A 17,039-nucleotide genomic window follows, 5' to 3' on the forward strand; every position below is an offset into this window, starting at 1 on the left:
CGCGTCGTGCGCGTCCCGCCGGTTAGGCGGTGGCCGGCGGGATGCCGAGCAGGCCGTCCAGGGCGGTGGCGACCGCGCCGCCGGCGGACGGGTCCGTCCGGTCGCCGTCCAGGGTCGCCCGGGCCCACTCGTCGACCGCGGCGAGCGCACCGGGGGTGTCGAGGTCGTCCGCCAGGCGCTCACGGAGGGTCGAGATCACAGCCGCGGAATCCGCGCCGGCACCCTGGGCGATGGCCCGGTTCCAGGTGTCGTACCGGACGCGGGCGGCCTCGAGGAGACCGTCGGACCAGGACCTGTCGACGCGGTAGTGCCCGGCGAACAGGCCGAGCCTGATGAGGGCCGGATCGACGCCCTCCTCCCGCAGCGCCTGGACGCGTACGAGGTTGCCTAGGGACTTGCTCATCTTGACGCCGTCGAGACCGATCATGGCGGCGTGCACGTAGAACCGGGCGAAGGGCCGCTCCCCCGTCGCCGCCTCGGCGTGCGCCGCCGAGAACTCGTGGTGGGGGAACGCCAGGTCGCTACCGCCGCCCTGGATGTCGAACTCCATCCCCAGTCGGTTGCGGGCGATCGCCGAGCACTCGATGTGCCAACCGGGTCGGCCCGCGCCCCAGGGCGAGGGCCACGACGGCTCGCCGGGCCGCCTCACGCGCCACAGCAGCGCATCCAGCGGGTGTTCCTTGCCGGTTCGGCCCGGGTCGCCACCGCGCTCGGCGAAGGCGGCTGCCATCTCGTCGTCGTCGTACCCGGACTCGTAGCCGAAGTCCTCCGTGGCGCGATGGCGGTAGTAGACGTCCGAGTACCCGTCGACGGCGGGATCGATGCAGTAGGCGTGGCCTCGCTCGAGGAGTTCGGCCACCATGTCGATCACCTCGTCGATGGTCTCGGTCGCCGCGACGTAGTCGCGCGGCGGGAGGACCCGCAGCGCCTCCATGTCCGTCCGGAACAGCTCGGTCTCACGGTCGCCGAGCTCCCGCCAGTCGACACCGTCGCGCTCGGCGCGCTCGAACAGCGGGTCGTCGACGTCGGTGGTGTTCTGGACGTAGTGGACCTCGTGGCCGGCGTCGAGCAGCAGCCGGTAGACGAGATCGAAGGTGAGGTAGGTGGCCGCATGACCCAGGTGGGTGGTGTCGTACGGGGTGATCCCACAGACGTACATCCCCGCGACCGGCCCCGGCGCCACCTCGCGGGCCTCGCCGCCCGCCGTGTCGAACAACCTCAGGGGGACTCCGTCGCCGGGGACCGGGGGGACGACAGGCGAGGACCACGAGTGCATGCGGCCGAGTCTAGAGACAGCGCGGTCAGAACAGCGGCCAGGGTAAGGGGTAACGCGTCCCCGGGACGGGGAACACCCGGCTCGCGATGAGAGCGTCGACACGCGCGGTGAGGGCCTCGATCTCGTCGGAGGACAGCAGGTCGGACAGGGCTGCTGTGAGTTCACCGCCCGCCGCGAGGCCGCGGCGGAGCCGTTCCAGACCCGTCACCTCGTCGGCGGTGAGGGGTTGTCCCGCCCACCCCCACAGGACGGTGCGCAGCTTCGGCTCGGCGTGGAACGACAGTCCGTGATCGATCGCCCACACCACACCCGCGGCGTCGACGAGGACGTGCCCACCCTTGCGGTCCGCGTTGTTGACCACGTGGTCGAACACCGCGATGCGACGCATCCGGTCGTCGACGTCGTGCGCGACCACCACGTCCTCCCCCCGCGCGCCCTCCCCGCGCAGCACGATCGCGCGGCCATCCGGGACGGCGTCGGCGGGGTGGACGTCGATCGGGTCGTGCCCGGGGCGCTGCTCCCTGTCGAGCTCCTCGATCCACCGCTGCGCCATGCCCGGTCCACCCGGGCCGTGCGCCGCGACGGTCTGGGGCACGAGCCCCCAGCCCAGCGCCTCGGAGACCGCGTGCGCGGCGATCTCCCGCGCGGCGAGACTGCCGTCGGGGAAGTCCATCAGGGGTCGCTCCCCCGCCGACGGCTTGTAGACCCAGCTGTCCCCGTGGGCGTCCACACAGTGGTAGACGGCGTTGCTGCCGGACGGGATCCGGTACAGCACGGTGAGCTCGGGGCTGACCGGGCCGGAGGTCACGGGTCGATGAGGTCGGTGAGCGCCTCACCGGACCGAGGGAGGTAACCGTTGAGACGGACGCACAGGTGGCCCGTGGTGTCGATCGGCTCGCCGCACAGTGGGCACGGGGCACGGCCGGCGGAGACGACCCGCTCGCTGCGCAGCACGAACTGGCGGGCCCGCTGCGGCGTGAGGAAGACGCGCAGGGCGTCCGGGGCGTCCTCGGCGTCCGACAGCACCACGGACTCGTCGGTGGCGGACGGGTCCATCGCCAGCAGTTCCACCACGATCTTGCTGTGTTCCCCGTCCCAGCCGAGCCCCATGGTGCCGACCTGGAACTCGGCGTCGACCGGCATCTCGAGCGGGTCGAGATCGTCCACGACGCCGCCGGCCGGTGGCACCGGCACGTCGGACTTGGCGGCGATCTCGTCGAGCAGGTCGCCCATCCGCTCGGACAGGATCTGTGCCTGCTGCTTCTCGCACCGCACGGAGATGGTGCGGCCCGCCTCGGTGGCCTGGACGAAGAAGACACGTTCGCCGGGCTGACCGACCGTGCCCACCACGAACCGGGCCGGGTCGCGGAACTCGTGCACTGCCCTGCTCATGCCGGTGGTCTCCTCGTGGGGTGGGTGGTGGTGCGGATCATCAGGCTACGTTCCCGCCGGGGACGGCGTCCGAGCTGGCGTGCCCCGCGGTGGCGTCGCTGACCCTGCCGGCGGGGTCTCCCCGGAGACCGGCCAGGTCGCCGCCGGTGTCGTTGACCCGGAGGACGAACGGGCGATGCGGTGTATAGCGCACCACGGACACCGACGCCGGTTCCACCACGATCCGCTGGAACTGGTCGAGGTGCATCCCGTAGGCGTCCGCGATGACCGCCTTGATGACGTCGCCGTGACTGCAGGCGACCCACAGCACGTCGCGCTCCGCCTCCTCGGCCAGCCGCTGGTCGTGACGGCGGATGGCGGTCACCGCCCGGCCGGCCATCCCGGCCAGGGACTCCCCCTCGGGGAAGACCGCAGACGAGGGATGCTGCTGGACAACAGACCACAGGTTCTCCGAGGCGAGGTCGGAGAGGGGCCGTCCCGTCCAGGTGCCGTAGTCCACCTCCACCAGCCCCTCGTCGACGAGCGGCTCCACGCCCAGCGCCTCGGCCAGGGGCTCGACCGTCTGACGGCACCGCATGAGCGGCGAACGGACGACCGCCTCGACGGGCAGTTCCGCGAGCCTTCGGCCCAGGTCCGCGGCCTGGGCGTGGCCGGTGTCGTCGAGGCTGACCCCCGGGGTACGTCCGGCCAGTGTGAGGGCGGTGTTGGCGGTGGAACGGCCGTGCCGGAGCAGGATGACGGTCATACGGGAAGGTTACCGACGACGCGGCGACGGACGTGCGGTGCGCGAGGTCAGGTCGCGGGGATCGTGCCCGTGCCCAACAGGATCATCACCAGTGCGCCGAGCAGGATGCGGTATCCGGCGAACCAGGCGAGCGAGTGGTTCTGCACGAACTTCAGGAGCCAGGCGATGGCGGCGTACCCGATGACGAACGCGATCGCCGAGCCGACGAGGAGCTGGATCCCGCTGGCGGACTGCCCCACTGACGGTTCGAACGCGTCGGGGAGGCTGAACAGGCCCGAGGCCAGGACCGCGGGGATCGCCAGCAGGAAGGAGAACCGCGCCGCGGCCTCCCGCGACATGTTGAGGAACAGTCCGGCGGAGATCGTGCCGCCGGAGCGGCTCACGCCCGGGATGAGGGCCAGACACTGCGCCAGACCCATGACGATCGCGTCCTTCATCGTCAGACCGTCGAGCGATTTGGCGTCGACGGGGCGGTCCTGCCGACCGAACCTCTCGGCGATGAGGAAGACGAAGGAGAAGACGATGAGCACGATGGCGGTGATCCACAGGTTCCGCGCGGCGTCACGGATGAAGTCCTTGGCGACGAAACCGATGATCGCGATGGGGACCGAGCCCACGATGACGAACCACCCCAGGCGGTAGTCCGGGTCGGCGCGGTGCCCGGAGTTGAACACACCCCGGAACCAGGCGACGAGGATGCGCACGATGTCCTTGAAGAAGAACACCAGCACCGCGGCCTCGGTGCCCAACTGGACCACTGCCGTGAACGACGCCCCGGCGTCCTCTCCGAAGAACCACGTGGAGAAGATCCGCAGGTGCCCGGACGAGGAGACGGGGAGGAACTCGGTGAGTCCCTGGATCGCGGACAGGACGACGACCTGCAGCCAGGACATCCCTTCCGCGCCCTGGGCGGCGAGGACCGAAGTGTTCACGTGCGTTGTTTCCTCTCGGGTCGCGGCGGATCGGACGCGGATCGCGTCACCGCACGCCGCGAGAGTAGTCGCACGGACCTGGGCGGTGCCCGAGCACCCGCGTCGTGGACAATGGCGGGCAGTCGAAAGGAACACCGTGCACCGACGTGTCCTCCGCCGTTCCGGCGTGCCCGCCGCACTGCTCGCCCTGGCGGTCGGTCTGACCGCCTGCTCCTCGCCCACCGCCGAGCTCGAGGAGCAGAACCAGGTCGCCCAGGGCAACGCCTCCCCTGCCGAGTCGCCGCAGGTCTCCGACCCGACCGGGGGTGAGGTGATCCCGGTGCCGGGCTCGGTCCGCACCCTGGTCGCGGTGGGCGACCGGGTCGTCGCCCAGGTCGACGAGCCGCCGTCGCTGGAGATCGGTCGCGTCGACGGCACCCGATGGGTGGCGGAGGACTCCGTGCCCCTGCCGCCGGACGCCGGCGACGCCACGGCCGCGCACGACGGAACCGTCGTCGTCCCCCATCCGGACGGGGTCGTCCTCGTGTCGGACACCGGGCGGACCCGGGACGTCACGGGTCTGGGTCCGGTCACCGCCGCCGCGTTGACCACTGACGGCCGACTGCTCACCGGAACCACGGAGGGCGAGATCGTCGTCCGTGGGGCCGACGGCGCCGAACAGCGCCGTATCGGCGGGCTGACCTCGGTCGACCGGATCAGCGTCGCCGGGGACGGTTCGGTGACGGCCCTGAGCCGACCCGACACCGTCATCGCCAGCATCGATCTCGAGAGCGACAACGCCGGTCCCCTCCTGCGAGCGGGAAAGGGGGCGGGGCTGCTCGACGAGTTCGGCGAGGCGTCCGTGGTCGCCAGTGACACCGTCGGCGGGACCTTGTTGGTGTACTCGACCTCCCCCGTCCGGCTGCATCAGCAGTTCCCCGTGGCCGCGGCCCCGTGGGCGGTGGCAGAGGACACCTCCAGGGGACTCGTCTGGGTCACGTCCACGGGAACCAACACCGTCCAGGCGTACGATCTCGGCGATGGCGTCGGTATCCGGCGCGCGGACATCCCGACGGTGCGCCAGCCGGACTCGCTCGCGGTCACCGACTCGGGCACCGTGGTGGTCGGCTCCGCGGACGGGGCGGGCATGCACCTCATCCGACCGACCCTCACCGAGCCGGCGAGCTGATCGCCCAGACGACCCACCGTCCCCGCCGGGGACGTCCACCGAGGAGGACCGTGTACGCACTGCTCAAGAAGGTGCTGTTCCGCTTTCCCGCGGAGCGGATCCACCACCTGGTGTTCGGCCTGCTCAAGCTCCTGACCCTGGTGCCCCCGCTCGGCGCCGTGGTGCGCCGGGTACTCGGGGTGCGGGACCCCGTGCTCGCCCAGGAGGTGCTCGGGCGGACGTTCCCCGGCCCGCTGGGGCTGGCCGCCGGTTTCGACAAGAACGCGGCCGCCGTGGACTCGTGGGGCGCGATCGGCTTCGGGTTCAGCGAGGTCGGCACCGTGACCGCTTCTCCCCAACCCGGCAATCCCACCCCGCGACTGTTCCGGCTGATCGAGGACAGGGCGATCCTCAACCGGATGGGGTTCAACAACCACGGGGCCGGCAACGCCGCCAACAACCTGCGTCGGCGCCGCAGCAGTGACCCGGTGGGGATCAACATCGGCAAGACCAAGGTGGTTCCCGCGGAGGACGCGGTCCGCGACTATGTCGCCTCGGCGACGATGCTCACGGGTCTCGCCGACTACCTCGTCGTCAACGTCAGCTCCCCCAACACCCCGGGCCTGCGGGATCTCCAGGCCGTCGAGTCGCTCCGTCCCATCCTCACGGCGGTGCGGGACGTCGCCACGATCCCTGTCCTGGTGAAGATCGCGCCCGACCTGGACGACGCGGACATCGACGCGGTGACGGACCTCGTCCTGGAACTGGGTCTGGCGGGCATCGTCGCCACCAACACCACCATCTCCCGGGACGGACTGCGGACACCCTCCACGTCGGTCGAGGCGCTGGGGGCCGGGGGCATCTCCGGCGCGCCGGTCGCCGCCCGGTCACGGGAGGTCCTCGCGCGGATCCACGGCCGCGCAGGCGGCCGCATCGTCATCATCTCCGTCGGTGGCATCGAGACGCCCGAGGACGTCTGGGACCGCATCACCCACGGCGCGAACCTCGTCCAGACCTACACCGGGTTCATCTTCACCGGTCCCACCCTTCTGAGCGGCACGAACCGCCTGGTGGCCAAGCGCCTCCGCCAGGGCGGGTTCGGGTCCCTGGCGGAGGCGGTCGGCTCGGCGGTGCGCTGAGCCCTACTGCTCGAAGATCCCCGTCACGGTGCCGCGGGCCAGGCCCTGGCCGAACAGGTTGAACCCGACGAAGGCGCACGAGGCATCGTCACCGAGCTCGATCTCGTCCCCCACCGCGTGGACCGCGAGGATGTAGCGGTGCGGACCGTGGCCCGCCGGCGGGGCGGCGCCCACGAAGCCCTTGAATCCCGCATCGTTGCGCACCACGACGGCCCCCGACGGCAGGCCCGAGGTGTCATCACCGATGCAGGCGCCCTCGGGCAGAGAGGTGACGTCCGCCGGGATGTTGGCCACCGACCAGTGCCAGAAGCCCGACGCTGTGGGAGCGTCCGGGTCGAAGACCGTGACCACGTAGGTCCTGGTGCCCTCCGGGCCCTCGCTCCAGCTCACCTGCGGGGACTTGTCCTGGCCGCCCTCGACGCCCATCTTCCCACCGAGCTGCGCGGCGGTCAGGGTCGCGCCCTCGGCGAACGACTCGCTGCTCACCTCTAGTGCGGGCAGCTCCGGGAGCGCGGCGTAGGGGTCGGGCACACGGAAGTCGGTCATCGTCATCCTCCTGCAGTCGTGGCGGTGTGGAGTGATCCTCCAGCCGGTCACGTCCCTGTCTACCAGCGATGACCGCGCGGCGTGGCCCACGGGAGGGCCCCGATTTGGCCCACGGTTCGGGCATCGGCTAATGTCATTCCTCGCACGACCAAGCCGGGCACGAACCCGGTGAAGGTCACCAGTGTGCGAGCGCGAGTGGCGGAATGGCAGACGCGCTAGCTTGAGGTGCTAGTGTCCTATTAACGGACGTGGGGGTTCAAGTCCCCCCTCGCGCACACTGTGTCGAGACAGTAGAAGTGGCCCCGGATCCGTGAGGATCCGGGGCCCACTTGTTTTCCGGGGAGGTCTCCGAATGGCACGCACGCCCCCACCCCCCGCCCAGCAGCAGCTCATCGACCGCCTCCGCCGGCATCTCGCGGACGAGCCGGTGACCCGGGAGGTCTCGATGTTCGGCGGCCGGTGCGTCATGGTCGCCGGGAAGATCCTCGTGAGTGTCGGCGAGGACGGCGGGATACTGCTCCGGGTGGCCGACGGAGACGACGACGAGCTCCTCCGCCGCCCCGGCGCCGCCCGGGCCGAGATGGGCGCCGGGCGCGACATGGGTCCCGGCTGGATCAGGGTGGCGGCCTCGGCCGTCGAGACGGACGAGGACCTGGGCACGTGGCTCGGACCGGCCCTGGCGTACAACCGGGCGGTCACCGGCCGCGCGGCCCGTCGGCAGGGGTAGCCCCGTGAGCGCGGACCACGTGATCGACGTGCGGGGACTGACGAAGTCCTTCGGGAGGTTCCCCGCTCTGAACGGGGTCGACCTGCAGGTCGAGAAAGGTCATGTGCACGGGTTCCTGGGGCCGAACGGCGCGGGCAAGTCCACCACCATCCGGGTGCTCCTCGGTCTCCTGCGGGCCGACGGCGGAACTGCGACCGTCCTCGGGTGCGACCCCTGGCGGGACGTCGTGGACCTGCATCGCCGACTCGCCTACGTCCCCGGCGACGTCAGCCTGTGGCCGGGCATGAGCGGCGGTGAGGCGATCGACCTCCTCGGTGCCCTCCGGGGCGGGCTCGACGAGCGGCGGCGCGCGGAGCTGGTCGAGCGTTTCGAGCTGGATCCGACAAGGCGGGGTCGCCAGTACTCCAAGGGCAACCGCCAGAAGGTCGCCCTCGTCGCGGCCCTGGCGTCGGATGTCGAGTTGCTGATCCTCGACGAGCCCACGAGTGGACTGGATCCGCTGATGGCGAAGGTCTTCCGGGATGTGATCGGTGAGGCCAACGCCCGCGGCACGTCGGTGCTGCTCTCGAGCCACATCCTGGCCGAGGCCGAGTCCCTGGCGGACCGGGTGTCGATCATCCGTGACGGGCGGATCGCCCGGACCGGCACGCTGACCGAGCTGCGTGGCCACGCCCGCTCGTCGATCAGCGCCACGCTCAGCCGGATCCCGGAACCGCGCGAACTGGACACACTGTGTGGACTCGACTTCCTGCGCGACGTCCGGGTGGACGGTGATCGGATCTCGGCCACTGCCGAGGCGGCCAGGACCGGCGAGGCCATGACGGTGCTCGCCCCCTACGGTCTGGCCGCGCTGACCGTCGAACCCGCGTCGCTCGAGTCGCTCTTCCTGGACGTCTATGGAGGCGACGCCGGATCCGGCACGGACGGCCCGGCGGCGACCCCGTGACCGCGTTGCTCGCGGGGACCCGCCCGCTGTTGCGGGCCACGGTCCGGCACGACGGGATCCGCTTCGCACCGTGGATCGCCATCGCGACGGCGCTGTCCGCGTCGTCGGTACTCGTCTATCCGTTGCTCTTCCCCGATCCGCTGGAGCGGGCCGCGCTCGCTGTCGCGGTGGGGGGCAACCCGGCGCTCGGCATCATCTTCGGACCCGCGTTCGACCTCAGCACGGTCGACGGGTTCAACGCCTGGCGCGCCCTCGCCCTCGCCGGGTTCTTCACCGCGCTCGGGGCGGTCCTCACCGTCATCCGCGCCACTCGCGGGCAGGAGGACTCCGGGCAGGCCGAGCTCCTCGCCTCCGGTGTGCTCGGACGCGCGAGCCGACTGTTCGCCGGGGTAGGGCTGGCGCTGGCCGGCTCCCTCGCCGCCGGCGTGGTCTCCGGCGTCGTCACCGGCCTCTGCGGTGGTGACTGGCAGTCCTCGCTGCTCCTGGGCGCGACCTTCACCGCGTCGGGCTGGATGTTCGCCGGGGTCGCCGCGATCACGGCGCAACTGGGTTCGGACGCCCGCACCGCCTCCTCCCTGGCGATCGGGACGCTCGGCGCCCTCTTCCTCCTCCGGGGTGTCGCCTACACCGTGGACACCCCCGCGTGGACCGTCTGGGTCAACCCGCTGGGATGGATGACCGAGACCCGACCCGCGACCACCGACCTCTGGTGGCCGCTGCTGGGGGCGGTGGCGTTCACGACCCTGTGTCTGGCCATCGCCTTCGTCCTCCAGTCCCGTCGCGACCTCGGGCAGGCCGCCCTCGCGCCGTGCCCCGGGCCGGACCGCGGACGAATCCGGTCGTCGTGGGGGCTCGCCCTGCGAATCAACCGAGGAGCCGTCCTGACCTGGACCGGCGCGTTCGTCGTGCTCGGGCTGATGTACGGGTATCTCGCCACCTCGATCCAGGACATCCTGCGCCGGGACACCGCGGTCAGGGCCATCCTCGCGGCGGGGGCCGCCACCCCGGACGACCTGACCTCCGCGTTCATCGTGACGATCCTGCGCCTCGTGGGGATCGTCGCCGCGGTCTCCGGGGTCCAGATCATGCTCAAGCTCCGCTACGAGGAGATGGAGGGCCGGCTCGAACCCGTCCTGGCCGGCGCGCTCCACCGGGCCCGGTACCTCGCGGGCAACGTGGTGCTGGCGTTCGCCGCCCCGGCCGCGTTCGTGCTTCTCGCCGGCCTGCTGATCGCGGCGCGCGCCGCCGGGGCCGGGATCGGTGTGTCGTTCGGTCCCACCGTGCTCCAGGCCGCGGCCACGATCCCCGCCGTGTGGACGGTCGTCGCGCTCGCCGTCGCCGTGGTGGGCGCGCGACCGCACGTGAGCCTCGCCGCGTGGGTCGGGGTGTTCGCGTCCTTCGCCCTGACCGTGCTCGGGCCGACGTTCAGACTCCCCGACCCGTACCTCGCGATCAGCCCGTTCTGGCACGTCCCGAGCGTCACCGCGGGCGGGGCCGGCTGGGGTGGGCTGCTGTGGATCTCCTCGGTCACGGCTCTGTTCCTGGTGGTGGGGTTCGTGGGTTTCCGTCGACGTGACGTGGCGGCCCCGTGACCACCGACCGTCCGTGGTGGACACCACGGAGCTCGCCGTGCGGATGACCCTCGCCGTGACGATGAACAGAGTCGCCGACGGCCTGGGACGGTCGCTCGCCGCGGTCGCCCGCGCCGCCGACCGACGCCTGGACACCCTGGGCCTGGCTCCCCCGCCCCTGGATCTGCCTCCAGAGGTCCGCGACGCCCTCCGCGACGTCTTCGGTCACACGATCGACCCCACCTCGGTGATGATCCGCCGCGGCCATGTCCCGGGCGTGCCGCACCGGCGGGCGTTCGCGCTGCCCGGGTTGATCTACCTGGGTGCCGACCCCGGCGTGGTGGGCACCACGTCAGTGGACTCGGTGGCAGCGGGCACCGATCGACCCCGGGCCACCCCGACCCTGGTGCATGAACTGGTCCACATCTGGCAGGGCCGGTATCTCGGCCCGCGCTACGTGGTGCGGGCGCTGGGCGAGCAAATCCGCCTGGGCCGGCGCGCCTACGACTGGCGGGCGGCAGTCGCCCACGGTGCCCACGACGCGCCCGCCGGCCACGTCGCCCACGGAGGCCACGGCCCGGGCGCGCTGCCCGTGGAGGCCCACGCCCAGCTGGTGTCCGAGGCGTACGCCGCGGGCCACGACTTCGCCCCCACCGCCGTCCTCTCCGGGCGGGACCATCACCTGCGGGCGGTGGAGCACGTGCTCATCGGGTTGCGTGCCGGCGACGCCTCCACCCTGCGGGGGAGAACGGTTTAGGGGCTGACCACCTCGTCGTCGTACCGTATCGGGGTGACCGGCATCGACCCAGACAGTTTCGACCCGAGCGGTATCGAGCCAGGCGGTATCGACCCGAGCGGTATCGAGCCAGGCGGCATCGATCCGAGCGGTATCGACCCACGCGACCTCGAGACCTGCCTGCGCGTCCTCGACCAGGCCGCAGCCCTCGGCGAGGACCACCCCGACTCCATCCGGGTGCAGCGGTCGGTCGGCCACATGTTCAAGCTCCTCAAGAAGACGCGCCGCGCCGAGGTGCGCCGCGCCCGCCAGGAGGCGGACAAGGCCGTCATCGAGGCCACCGCGACCGGCTCGCCCACCCGCATCGACGACGAGACCGCCGGCATCCGACTGGTCTCCAACACCCCGGGCGCCGTCGCCGGCCACCTCCAGCGCGCGATGGCGTGCTACGTGTGCAAGCAGCGCTTCACCCAGGTCGACGCCTTCTACCACCAGTTGTGTCCCCGGTGTGCGGCGCTCAACCGGGCCCGGCGGGATCCGGAGATGGATCTGACCGGCCGGCGGGCCCTGCTCACCGGCGGCCGCGCGAAGATCGGCATGTACATCGCCCTCATGCTGCTGCGCGCCGGCGCCGACGTCACCATCACCACCCGCTTCCCCCGCGACGCCGCGCGCCGGTTCGCCTCGATGGACGACCACTCCGAGTGGGCCGACCGCGTGCACGTGATCGGCGTGGACCTGCGCGACCCCGCCCAGGTGGTGGCGCTGGCCGACGAGGTCGCCGCCGGCGGCCCGCTGGACATCCTCATCAACAACGCCGCCCAGACCGTGCGCCGCTCCCCCGGGTCGTATTCCGGGCTCGTCGAGGGCGAGTCGGCCGCACTCACCGGCCGCGCCGCCGACATCCCCGTGGTCACCATGGGCCGCACCTCCGAGCTGCACCCGGCCGCCCTCATGGGCGGAGAATCCGCACTGATCGGGTCCGAGGAGGCCGAGCGCGAGGCCGACCACATCGCGACCCTGGCACTGCAGGCCGGCTCGTCCTCGCTGGAGCGCATGGCCGCCGGAACCGCCATCGACGCTGGCGGGCTGCTGCCGGACGTGGTGGACCACAACAGCTGGGTGGCCACCGTCGAGCAGGTCGAGCCGATGGAGATGCTCGAGGTGCAGCTCGCCAACTCCGTCGCTCCGTTCATCCTCGTCTCGCGCCTGCGCCCCGCCATGGCGGCCTCGAAGGCGCGGCGCAAGTACGTCGTCAACGTCTCCGCCATGGAGGGGCAGTTCTCGCGGCGCTACAAGGGTGCCGGCCACCCGCACACCAACATGGCCAAGGCGGGCCTCAACATGCTCACCCGCACCTCGGCCGAGGAGATGTTCACCGAACACGGCATCCTCATGACCGCCGTGGACACCGGCTGGATCACCGACGAGCGCCCGCACACCACCAAGGTCCGGCTGCACGAGGAGGGCTTCCACGCGCCGCTGGACCTCGTCGACGGCGCCGCCCGCGTGGTGGACCCGATCGTCCGCGGCGAGGCCGGTGAGGACCTCTACGGCTGCTTCCTCAAGGACTTCGAGCCCAGCCCGTGGTGAACGTCGACGCCGCCCGCCGGATCCTCGCCGACGAGCTCCTGCCCACGATCCGCGCCGCGGTGGCCGATCTCGGCGGCGACGGGCCCGACACACTGGTGCACTCGCGGCCCACGACCGCGGGGTCGGATTGGCCCACCAACACCGCCGCCGCGCTCGTCCACCACCTGTGCGGGGTGCTCGCCTCCTGGGGCGCGTCGTGTCTCGGCGGCGAGGACGTGGACCGGGACCGTGACACCGAGTTCGCCTTCACCGGACCGGTGGGGCCGGAGCTCGACCGGCTGGGCGCGCTCATCGCACGGCTGCCCGGGTGGGTCGCCGCGGCGGTCGAACGCGGCGAGCTGGCCACTCCCGCCGGGACCACGGTCGACGTCGACGCCGCGCGCCGGGCGGGGACCTTCACCCCGGACTGGGTCGTGGGCCACATCCTGCACGAGGTCGCCGCCCACACCGGCCAGCTGCAGGTGACCCGCGACGTCCTGCTGTCCCGGGGCCGCTCGCGGTGAGTCCGACCCCGGTCCTGCTTGACTGCGACCCGGGCATCGACGACGCCCTGGCGATCGCCTACCTGGTGGCCGAACACCGCGCCGGGCGGATCGACCTGACCGGCGTGGTGTGCACGGCCGGCAACGTCGGGTTGGAGGACACGGTCGGCAACGCGTGTGCGTGGCTGGACCTGGCGGGCTCCGCGGAGCTCCCGGTGGCCGCCGGGGCGCCCGGCCCGATCGCCGTGCCCCACGTGCTGACCCCCGAGACGCACGGCCCCCGTGGGGCCGGGTTCGCGGAACTGACGACGACGACGAGGGCGGTCGATCCCCGCGACGGCGCCCGCCTCTGGGTGGACGCGGCGCGCGCACATCCGGGTGAGCTACTGGGGATCGTCACCGGGCCCTCGTCCACGCTGGCCCATGCCCTGGCGTTGGACCCCGCACTCCCCCGGTTGCTGGGCGGGCTCGTGGTGATGGGCGGGACGTTCCGTGGGCACCCCGGCAACACCACCCCGGTCAGCGAATGGAATGTCGACGTCGACCCGGAAGCCGCCGACCGGGTGTGTCGGGCGTGGGAGGACGCGCGCGCGGCCGATCCCGCGGTCCCGGCCCCGCTGTGGTGCGGGTTGAACCTCACCGAACGTGCGGTGTGGACCCCGGAACGGTCACGGTGCCTGCTCGAGACGTCGGGGTCGCCGCTGGCGCGGCAGTTGACCGAGGCGCTGCGGTTCTACTTCGGGTTCCACGACTCCGTCGGCGAGGGGTACCTCGCGCAGGTCCATGATCCGTTCGTCGCGTGGATGGCCCTGCACCCGCAGGCCGTGGTGGCCGAGGTGGCGCACGTGCGGGTCGAGTGCGCGGGCGAGCACACGCGCGGGATGACGGTCGCCGATGTGCGTGGCCACCGGGGTCGGGTGGACAATGCCCGCATCGCGACCGATGTGCTGGTGCCGGGCGGGCCGGACGCCGTGCTGGACGAGATCTGTGCGGCGATCGTCTCGCTGGCGGGCCGGCCTGACTAGTTTCCCGGCCGCGTGAAGTTCCGGGTCGGCGGTGCCGGGTCGGGAACGCACTCGGCCGTGGCGTGCCCGCGCAGCGAGGTCGCGCACGCCACGCCGGCCGCGGCGCCGGTCCCCACGGCGATCGGCACGAGCTGCAGGCCGGTCACGATGTCGCCGGCGGCGTACACCCCGTCGACGCTGGTCAACTGCATCGCGTTGACGGTGAGACCGCCTTCGTCATCCAGCTCGCAGCCCAGGGACGTCGCGAGCTCGTTCGTCGGGTGGTGCGCGTAGGAGAAGAACACCTTCGATCCCGCGATCATCCTCCCGTCCGCGAGCCGCACCCCCTCCAACCGGCCGGGGTCGCCGACGAGTTCCCGGGCGACCCCGTCGACCACCTCGATGTCGTGCTCGGCACAGGCGGCGCGCTGGTCGTCGTCGAAGGCCGGGTCGGAGTCGCTCTCGGTGATGATCACGACCTCCGACGCCCAGTCCAACAGTTCGGAGGCGTACGCCGGCACGTGGGCACCCACGCCCAGGACGATGATCCGCTGGTCCGCGGCGGTGAGGCCGTCACACGCGGGGCAGTGGTGCACATCGACCCCGTAGTGTTCGTCGATCCCCGCGAGGTCGGGTAGCCGGTCGCGCACGCCGGTGGCGAGGATGATCCGCTTGGCGGTGACCGTGACGGGGTTCTCGTCCCCGCCGTCGGTGGTGGTGCCCGGCGCGATGCGTGCGACGAACCCGTCGTCGTCCTCCCTGACGAGGTCGGTGACGACCCCGCGGAGCCGGCGGACGGTCGGGTACTCGCTGAGCCCCTCCTCGACATCGGCATAGAACCCGGCGGGCGTGGCGGGGCCGGTGCCGAGCATCCCGTGGATCTCCCGCGCCGCGAGGTTGCGTTGACACCCGGCGTCGACGAGCAGGGTGGAGCGGCGGTACCGGCCGACCCAGGTGGCGGCGGACAGCCCTGCCGGGCCGCCGCCCACGATCAGGACGTCCACGCTCTCGGGAACGGGGTCGCTCGACGCGACCGCCCCGGGGTCGGCGTCGTCTGCGGGGGCGTGGGTCATGGCTCTCCGATCCATCACACGGGTGGTGTCACACTACGGAAAGTGAGGCGGCTCGATCACCGGTCCGCGTCGGTCCGCGCCGGTCAGCGACGCCACGGGCGACGCGGGTGGCCGAGGGGCCCGACTAGAACCGGTGTTAGGCTCCTCCGGATGTTCCGGTGGGCCCGTGGGCTCCCCCGGACAACGCCGTCGCCCCACTTCACCGCCCCGGGAGAGTCCATGAGGTCTGTCGCTGCCGCCCTGATCGTCGTCGCGGGTGGGGCGGTCGTCGCCGGGGTCTCGGCCCGTCGCGAGGCGGTGGCCGCCGGCGACGCCGAACCCCTTGCTGCCACCGTGCGAACCGCGGTGACGACCGCGCGGGAGACCGTACGGCGTCGGATCAGGTCGCGATCGGCGGCGGCGGTGCCCGCGGGGGGCCCCGACGCCGCGGCCCCCGAGGGATCGGGACCGGCGTCGTATCCGGCGCCCCCGGACCGGGCCGACCCGGGCACGGGCACGGGCACGGCATCCCGCGGGCTCGCCGGGGCCCGAGGGTTCGTGCCCGCCCTCGAGGGGATCCGCGGGCTCGCGGCAGTCGGCGTGCTGACCACCCACGTCGCGTTCGTCACCCGCGCCTCCACCGGGTCACCCGTCAAGCGGCTGTTCGGTCGACTCGACCTCGCGGTGGCGGTCTTCTTCGCCAAATCCGGGTTCCTGTTGTGGCGGTCCCACGCGGCCCACGCCCGCCGGGACGAGCCCGGGACCGCCCGGCCGACCAGGGAGTACCTGCGCTCGCGGCTGGTGCGGATCATGCCGGCGTACTCGGTGTTGGTCGCCGCGGCGATGCTGTTGCTCGAGCAGAACCACGTCAACGGCCCGGACTCGTGGATCGCCAACCTCACCCTGACGCAGATCTACACCTCGAACTTCCTCGTCGCCGGGTTGACCCACGCGTGGTCGCTGGCGGTGGAGATGGCCTACTACCTCGCCTTCCCGCTTCTGTGGACCGCGATGAAGGACCTGCGCGGCGACGCCGCCCGTTGGCGCATCCCCGCGATCGCCGCCTTCGGTGCCTCGGGACTCGTGTTCCCGATGCTCCCGTGGCACGCCCTCGGGCTGTTGCCGGCCGACGTCAACGTCCAGATTCTGCCCCCGTCGTTCACCGCGTGGTTCGCCGCGGGGATGCTCCTGGCCGAGGTCGCCACGGCGCCTCCCGGCACCCTCGCCCGGTTGTGCCGGGATCAGCTCTCGAGGTGGGGGTGGTGGGTCGCCGGCGGCGCGGCGCTGGTGGCCACCACGGTCCCCGGGTGGTTCACCGAGGGGTTCGTCCACCCCGGGCCGATCGAATTCGCCGCCCGCACCGGACTGGCGGGCACGATGGCCTTCCTCGTCCTGGCGCCTGTCGTCCTCGCCCCGGAGGGCACGCGCTTCCCGCTCCTGGAATCGAGGCCCCTGCAGAAGGTCGGCACCTGGTCCTACGGCGTCTTCCTGTGGCACCAGCTCGTACTGCACGCCGCGTTCCCCCTCACGCGCACCCGGCTCTGGGACAGGCGGATGGCGGTCATCTGGCCGGTCACCGTCGCGGGATCCCTGGCGGCGGGCGCGGCCAGTCACCACTGGCTGGAGGAACCCGCGCGCAGGGCGCTCGAGCGCCGCTGAGGCCCTCCCCGACCTCCGTCGGAGGAGTTTCGACCGAACCTGTCGATCCGGGCGGTCCCGTTCGTCACCATGATGTCGGCACACTCGCGTGT

17 protein-coding genes and 1 tRNA gene are annotated in these 17,039 nt (G+C 72.1%); 11 read left to right on the forward strand and 7 right to left on the reverse strand.

Annotation, left to right across the window (positions count from 1 at the left end):
- Window positions 1–22: 22 nt before the first annotated feature.
- The 5 genes from mshC to AC3DE3_RS00705 are packed head-to-tail and all read right to left on the reverse strand — an operon-like array spanning window position 23 to window position 4,306.
- Window positions 23–1,276: a cysteine--1-D-myo-inosityl 2-amino-2-deoxy-alpha-D-glucopyranoside ligase gene (gene mshC, locus AC3DE3_RS00685; protein WP_260487510.1), complete on the reverse strand. Its 1,254-nt coding sequence runs from the start codon at window positions 1,274–1,276 to the stop codon at window positions 23–25.
- Window positions 1,277–1,301: 25 nt separating this feature from the next.
- Window positions 1,302–2,084, reverse strand: coding sequence for an SCO1664 family protein (locus AC3DE3_RS00690; RefSeq protein WP_488368651.1), 783 nt, complete (start codon window positions 2,082–2,084; stop codon window positions 1,302–1,304).
- Entirely contained in the window at window positions 2,081–2,668 is a 588-nt protein-coding gene (locus tag AC3DE3_RS00695; protein ID WP_260487512.1) for a DUF3090 domain-containing protein, read from the reverse strand. The genes AC3DE3_RS00690 and AC3DE3_RS00695 overlap by 4 nt, the downstream gene beginning before the upstream one ends.
- Before the next feature lie 40 nt (window positions 2,669–2,708).
- Window positions 2,709–3,413: a histidine phosphatase family protein gene (locus tag AC3DE3_RS00700; protein WP_488368652.1), complete on the reverse strand. Its 705-nt coding sequence runs from the start codon at window positions 3,411–3,413 to the stop codon at window positions 2,709–2,711.
- A 47-nt stretch (window positions 3,414–3,460) separates the two neighbouring features.
- On the reverse strand, window positions 3,461–4,306 hold the full coding sequence (locus AC3DE3_RS00705; protein WP_260489114.1) for an undecaprenyl-diphosphate phosphatase: 846 nt from the start codon (window positions 4,304–4,306) through the stop codon (window positions 3,461–3,463).
- A gap of 175 nt (window positions 4,307–4,481) precedes the next feature.
- On the opposite strand from AC3DE3_RS00705, the gene AC3DE3_RS00710 reads away from it, so the two are divergent.
- Window positions 4,482–5,513 (forward strand): hypothetical protein, encoded by a 1,032-nt coding sequence (locus AC3DE3_RS00710; protein ID WP_488368653.1) that lies wholly within the window; start codon window positions 4,482–4,484, stop codon window positions 5,511–5,513.
- Between the two features lie 50 nt (window positions 5,514–5,563).
- Window positions 5,564–6,631, forward strand: coding sequence for a quinone-dependent dihydroorotate dehydrogenase (locus AC3DE3_RS00715; protein ID WP_488368654.1), 1,068 nt, complete (start codon window positions 5,564–5,566; stop codon window positions 6,629–6,631).
- A gap of 3 nt (window positions 6,632–6,634) precedes the next feature.
- Here the strand turns inward: AC3DE3_RS00715 and AC3DE3_RS00720 are convergent, their stop codons facing one another.
- Window positions 6,635–7,177, reverse strand: coding sequence for a YbhB/YbcL family Raf kinase inhibitor-like protein (locus AC3DE3_RS00720; RefSeq protein WP_488368655.1), 543 nt, complete (start codon window positions 7,175–7,177; stop codon window positions 6,635–6,637).
- A gap of 189 nt (window positions 7,178–7,366) precedes the next feature.
- Here AC3DE3_RS00720 and AC3DE3_RS00725 point away from each other — a divergent pair.
- The 8 genes from AC3DE3_RS00725 (at window position 7,367) to AC3DE3_RS00760 (ending at window position 14,257) form a co-directional block, all read left to right on the forward strand.
- Window positions 7,367–7,452: transfer RNA gene (locus AC3DE3_RS00725), tRNA-Leu, on the forward strand.
- Window positions 7,453–7,529: 77 nt separating this feature from the next.
- Window positions 7,530–7,904 carry a TfoX/Sxy family protein gene (locus AC3DE3_RS00730; protein WP_488368656.1) on the forward strand — a complete coding sequence of 125 codons (375 nt, stop codon included), beginning with the start codon at window positions 7,530–7,532 and terminating at the stop codon, window positions 7,902–7,904.
- A gap of 4 nt (window positions 7,905–7,908) precedes the next feature.
- Window positions 7,909–8,850, forward strand: coding sequence for an ABC transporter ATP-binding protein (locus tag AC3DE3_RS00735; RefSeq protein WP_488368657.1), 942 nt, complete (start codon window positions 7,909–7,911; stop codon window positions 8,848–8,850).
- Window positions 8,847–10,442 carry an ABC transporter permease gene (locus AC3DE3_RS00740; RefSeq protein WP_488368658.1) on the forward strand — a complete coding sequence of 532 codons (1,596 nt, stop codon included), beginning with the start codon at window positions 8,847–8,849 and terminating at the stop codon, window positions 10,440–10,442. The genes AC3DE3_RS00735 and AC3DE3_RS00740 overlap by 4 nt, the downstream gene beginning before the upstream one ends.
- 13 nt (window positions 10,443–10,455) lie before the next feature.
- Complete coding sequence (locus AC3DE3_RS00745; RefSeq protein ID WP_260487520.1) at window positions 10,456–11,178, forward strand: hypothetical protein; 723 nt, start codon at window positions 10,456–10,458, stop codon at window positions 11,176–11,178.
- Between the two features lie 102 nt (window positions 11,179–11,280).
- Window positions 11,281–12,750 carry an SDR family NAD(P)-dependent oxidoreductase gene (locus AC3DE3_RS00750; protein WP_488369084.1) on the forward strand — a complete coding sequence of 490 codons (1,470 nt, stop codon included), beginning with the start codon at window positions 11,281–11,283 and terminating at the stop codon, window positions 12,748–12,750.
- The gene (locus tag AC3DE3_RS00755; RefSeq protein WP_488368659.1) at window positions 12,744–13,253 is read left to right on the forward strand and encodes a mycothiol transferase; all 510 of its coding nucleotides are present in this window, start codon (window positions 12,744–12,746) and stop codon (window positions 13,251–13,253) included. The genes AC3DE3_RS00750 and AC3DE3_RS00755 overlap by 7 nt, the downstream gene beginning before the upstream one ends.
- Entirely contained in the window at window positions 13,250–14,257 is a 1,008-nt protein-coding gene (locus AC3DE3_RS00760; RefSeq protein WP_488368660.1) for a nucleoside hydrolase, read from the forward strand. The genes AC3DE3_RS00755 and AC3DE3_RS00760 overlap by 4 nt, the downstream gene beginning before the upstream one ends.
- Here the strand turns inward: AC3DE3_RS00760 and AC3DE3_RS00765 are convergent.
- Window positions 14,254–15,309, reverse strand: coding sequence for an NAD(P)/FAD-dependent oxidoreductase (locus AC3DE3_RS00765; RefSeq protein WP_260487523.1), 1,056 nt, complete (start codon window positions 15,307–15,309; stop codon window positions 14,254–14,256). The genes AC3DE3_RS00760 and AC3DE3_RS00765 overlap by 4 nt on opposite strands.
- A gap of 219 nt (window positions 15,310–15,528) precedes the next feature.
- Between AC3DE3_RS00765 and AC3DE3_RS00770 the strand changes: the two genes are divergently transcribed.
- The gene (locus tag AC3DE3_RS00770) at window positions 15,529–16,947 is read left to right on the forward strand and encodes an acyltransferase family protein (protein ID WP_260487524.1); all 1,419 of its coding nucleotides are present in this window, start codon (window positions 15,529–15,531) and stop codon (window positions 16,945–16,947) included.
- Window positions 16,948–17,039: the final 92 nt, after the last annotated feature.

The sequence above is a fragment of the Dietzia sp. IBK-p2-16D genome (genome assembly GCF_057773085.1).

Coding starts and splice junctions, on each gene's coding strand:
- mshC (WP_260487510.1), bottom strand. CDS start 1,276: ATGCACTCGTGGTCCTCGCCTGTCGTCCCCCCGGTCCCCGGCGACGGA.
- AC3DE3_RS00695 (WP_260487512.1), bottom strand. CDS start 2,668: ATGAGCAGGGCAGTGCACGAGTTCCGCGACCCGGCCCGGTTCGTGGTG.
- AC3DE3_RS00700 (WP_488368652.1), bottom strand. CDS start 3,413: ATGACCGTCATCCTGCTCCGGCACGGCCGTTCCACCGCCAACACCGCC.
- AC3DE3_RS00705 (WP_260489114.1), bottom strand. CDS start 4,306: ATGTCCTGGCTGCAGGTCGTCGTCCTGTCCGCGATCCAGGGACTCACC.
- AC3DE3_RS00720 (WP_488368655.1), bottom strand. CDS start 7,177: ATGACCGACTTCCGTGTGCCCGACCCCTACGCCGCGCTCCCGGAGCTG.
- AC3DE3_RS00730 (WP_488368656.1), top strand. CDS start 7,530: ATGGCACGCACGCCCCCACCCCCCGCCCAGCAGCAGCTCATCGACCGC.
- AC3DE3_RS00765 (WP_260487523.1), bottom strand. CDS start 15,309: ATGACCCACGCCCCCGCAGACGACGCCGACCCCGGGGCGGTCGCGTCG.
- AC3DE3_RS00770 (WP_260487524.1), top strand. CDS start 15,529: ATGAGGTCTGTCGCTGCCGCCCTGATCGTCGTCGCGGGTGGGGCGGTC.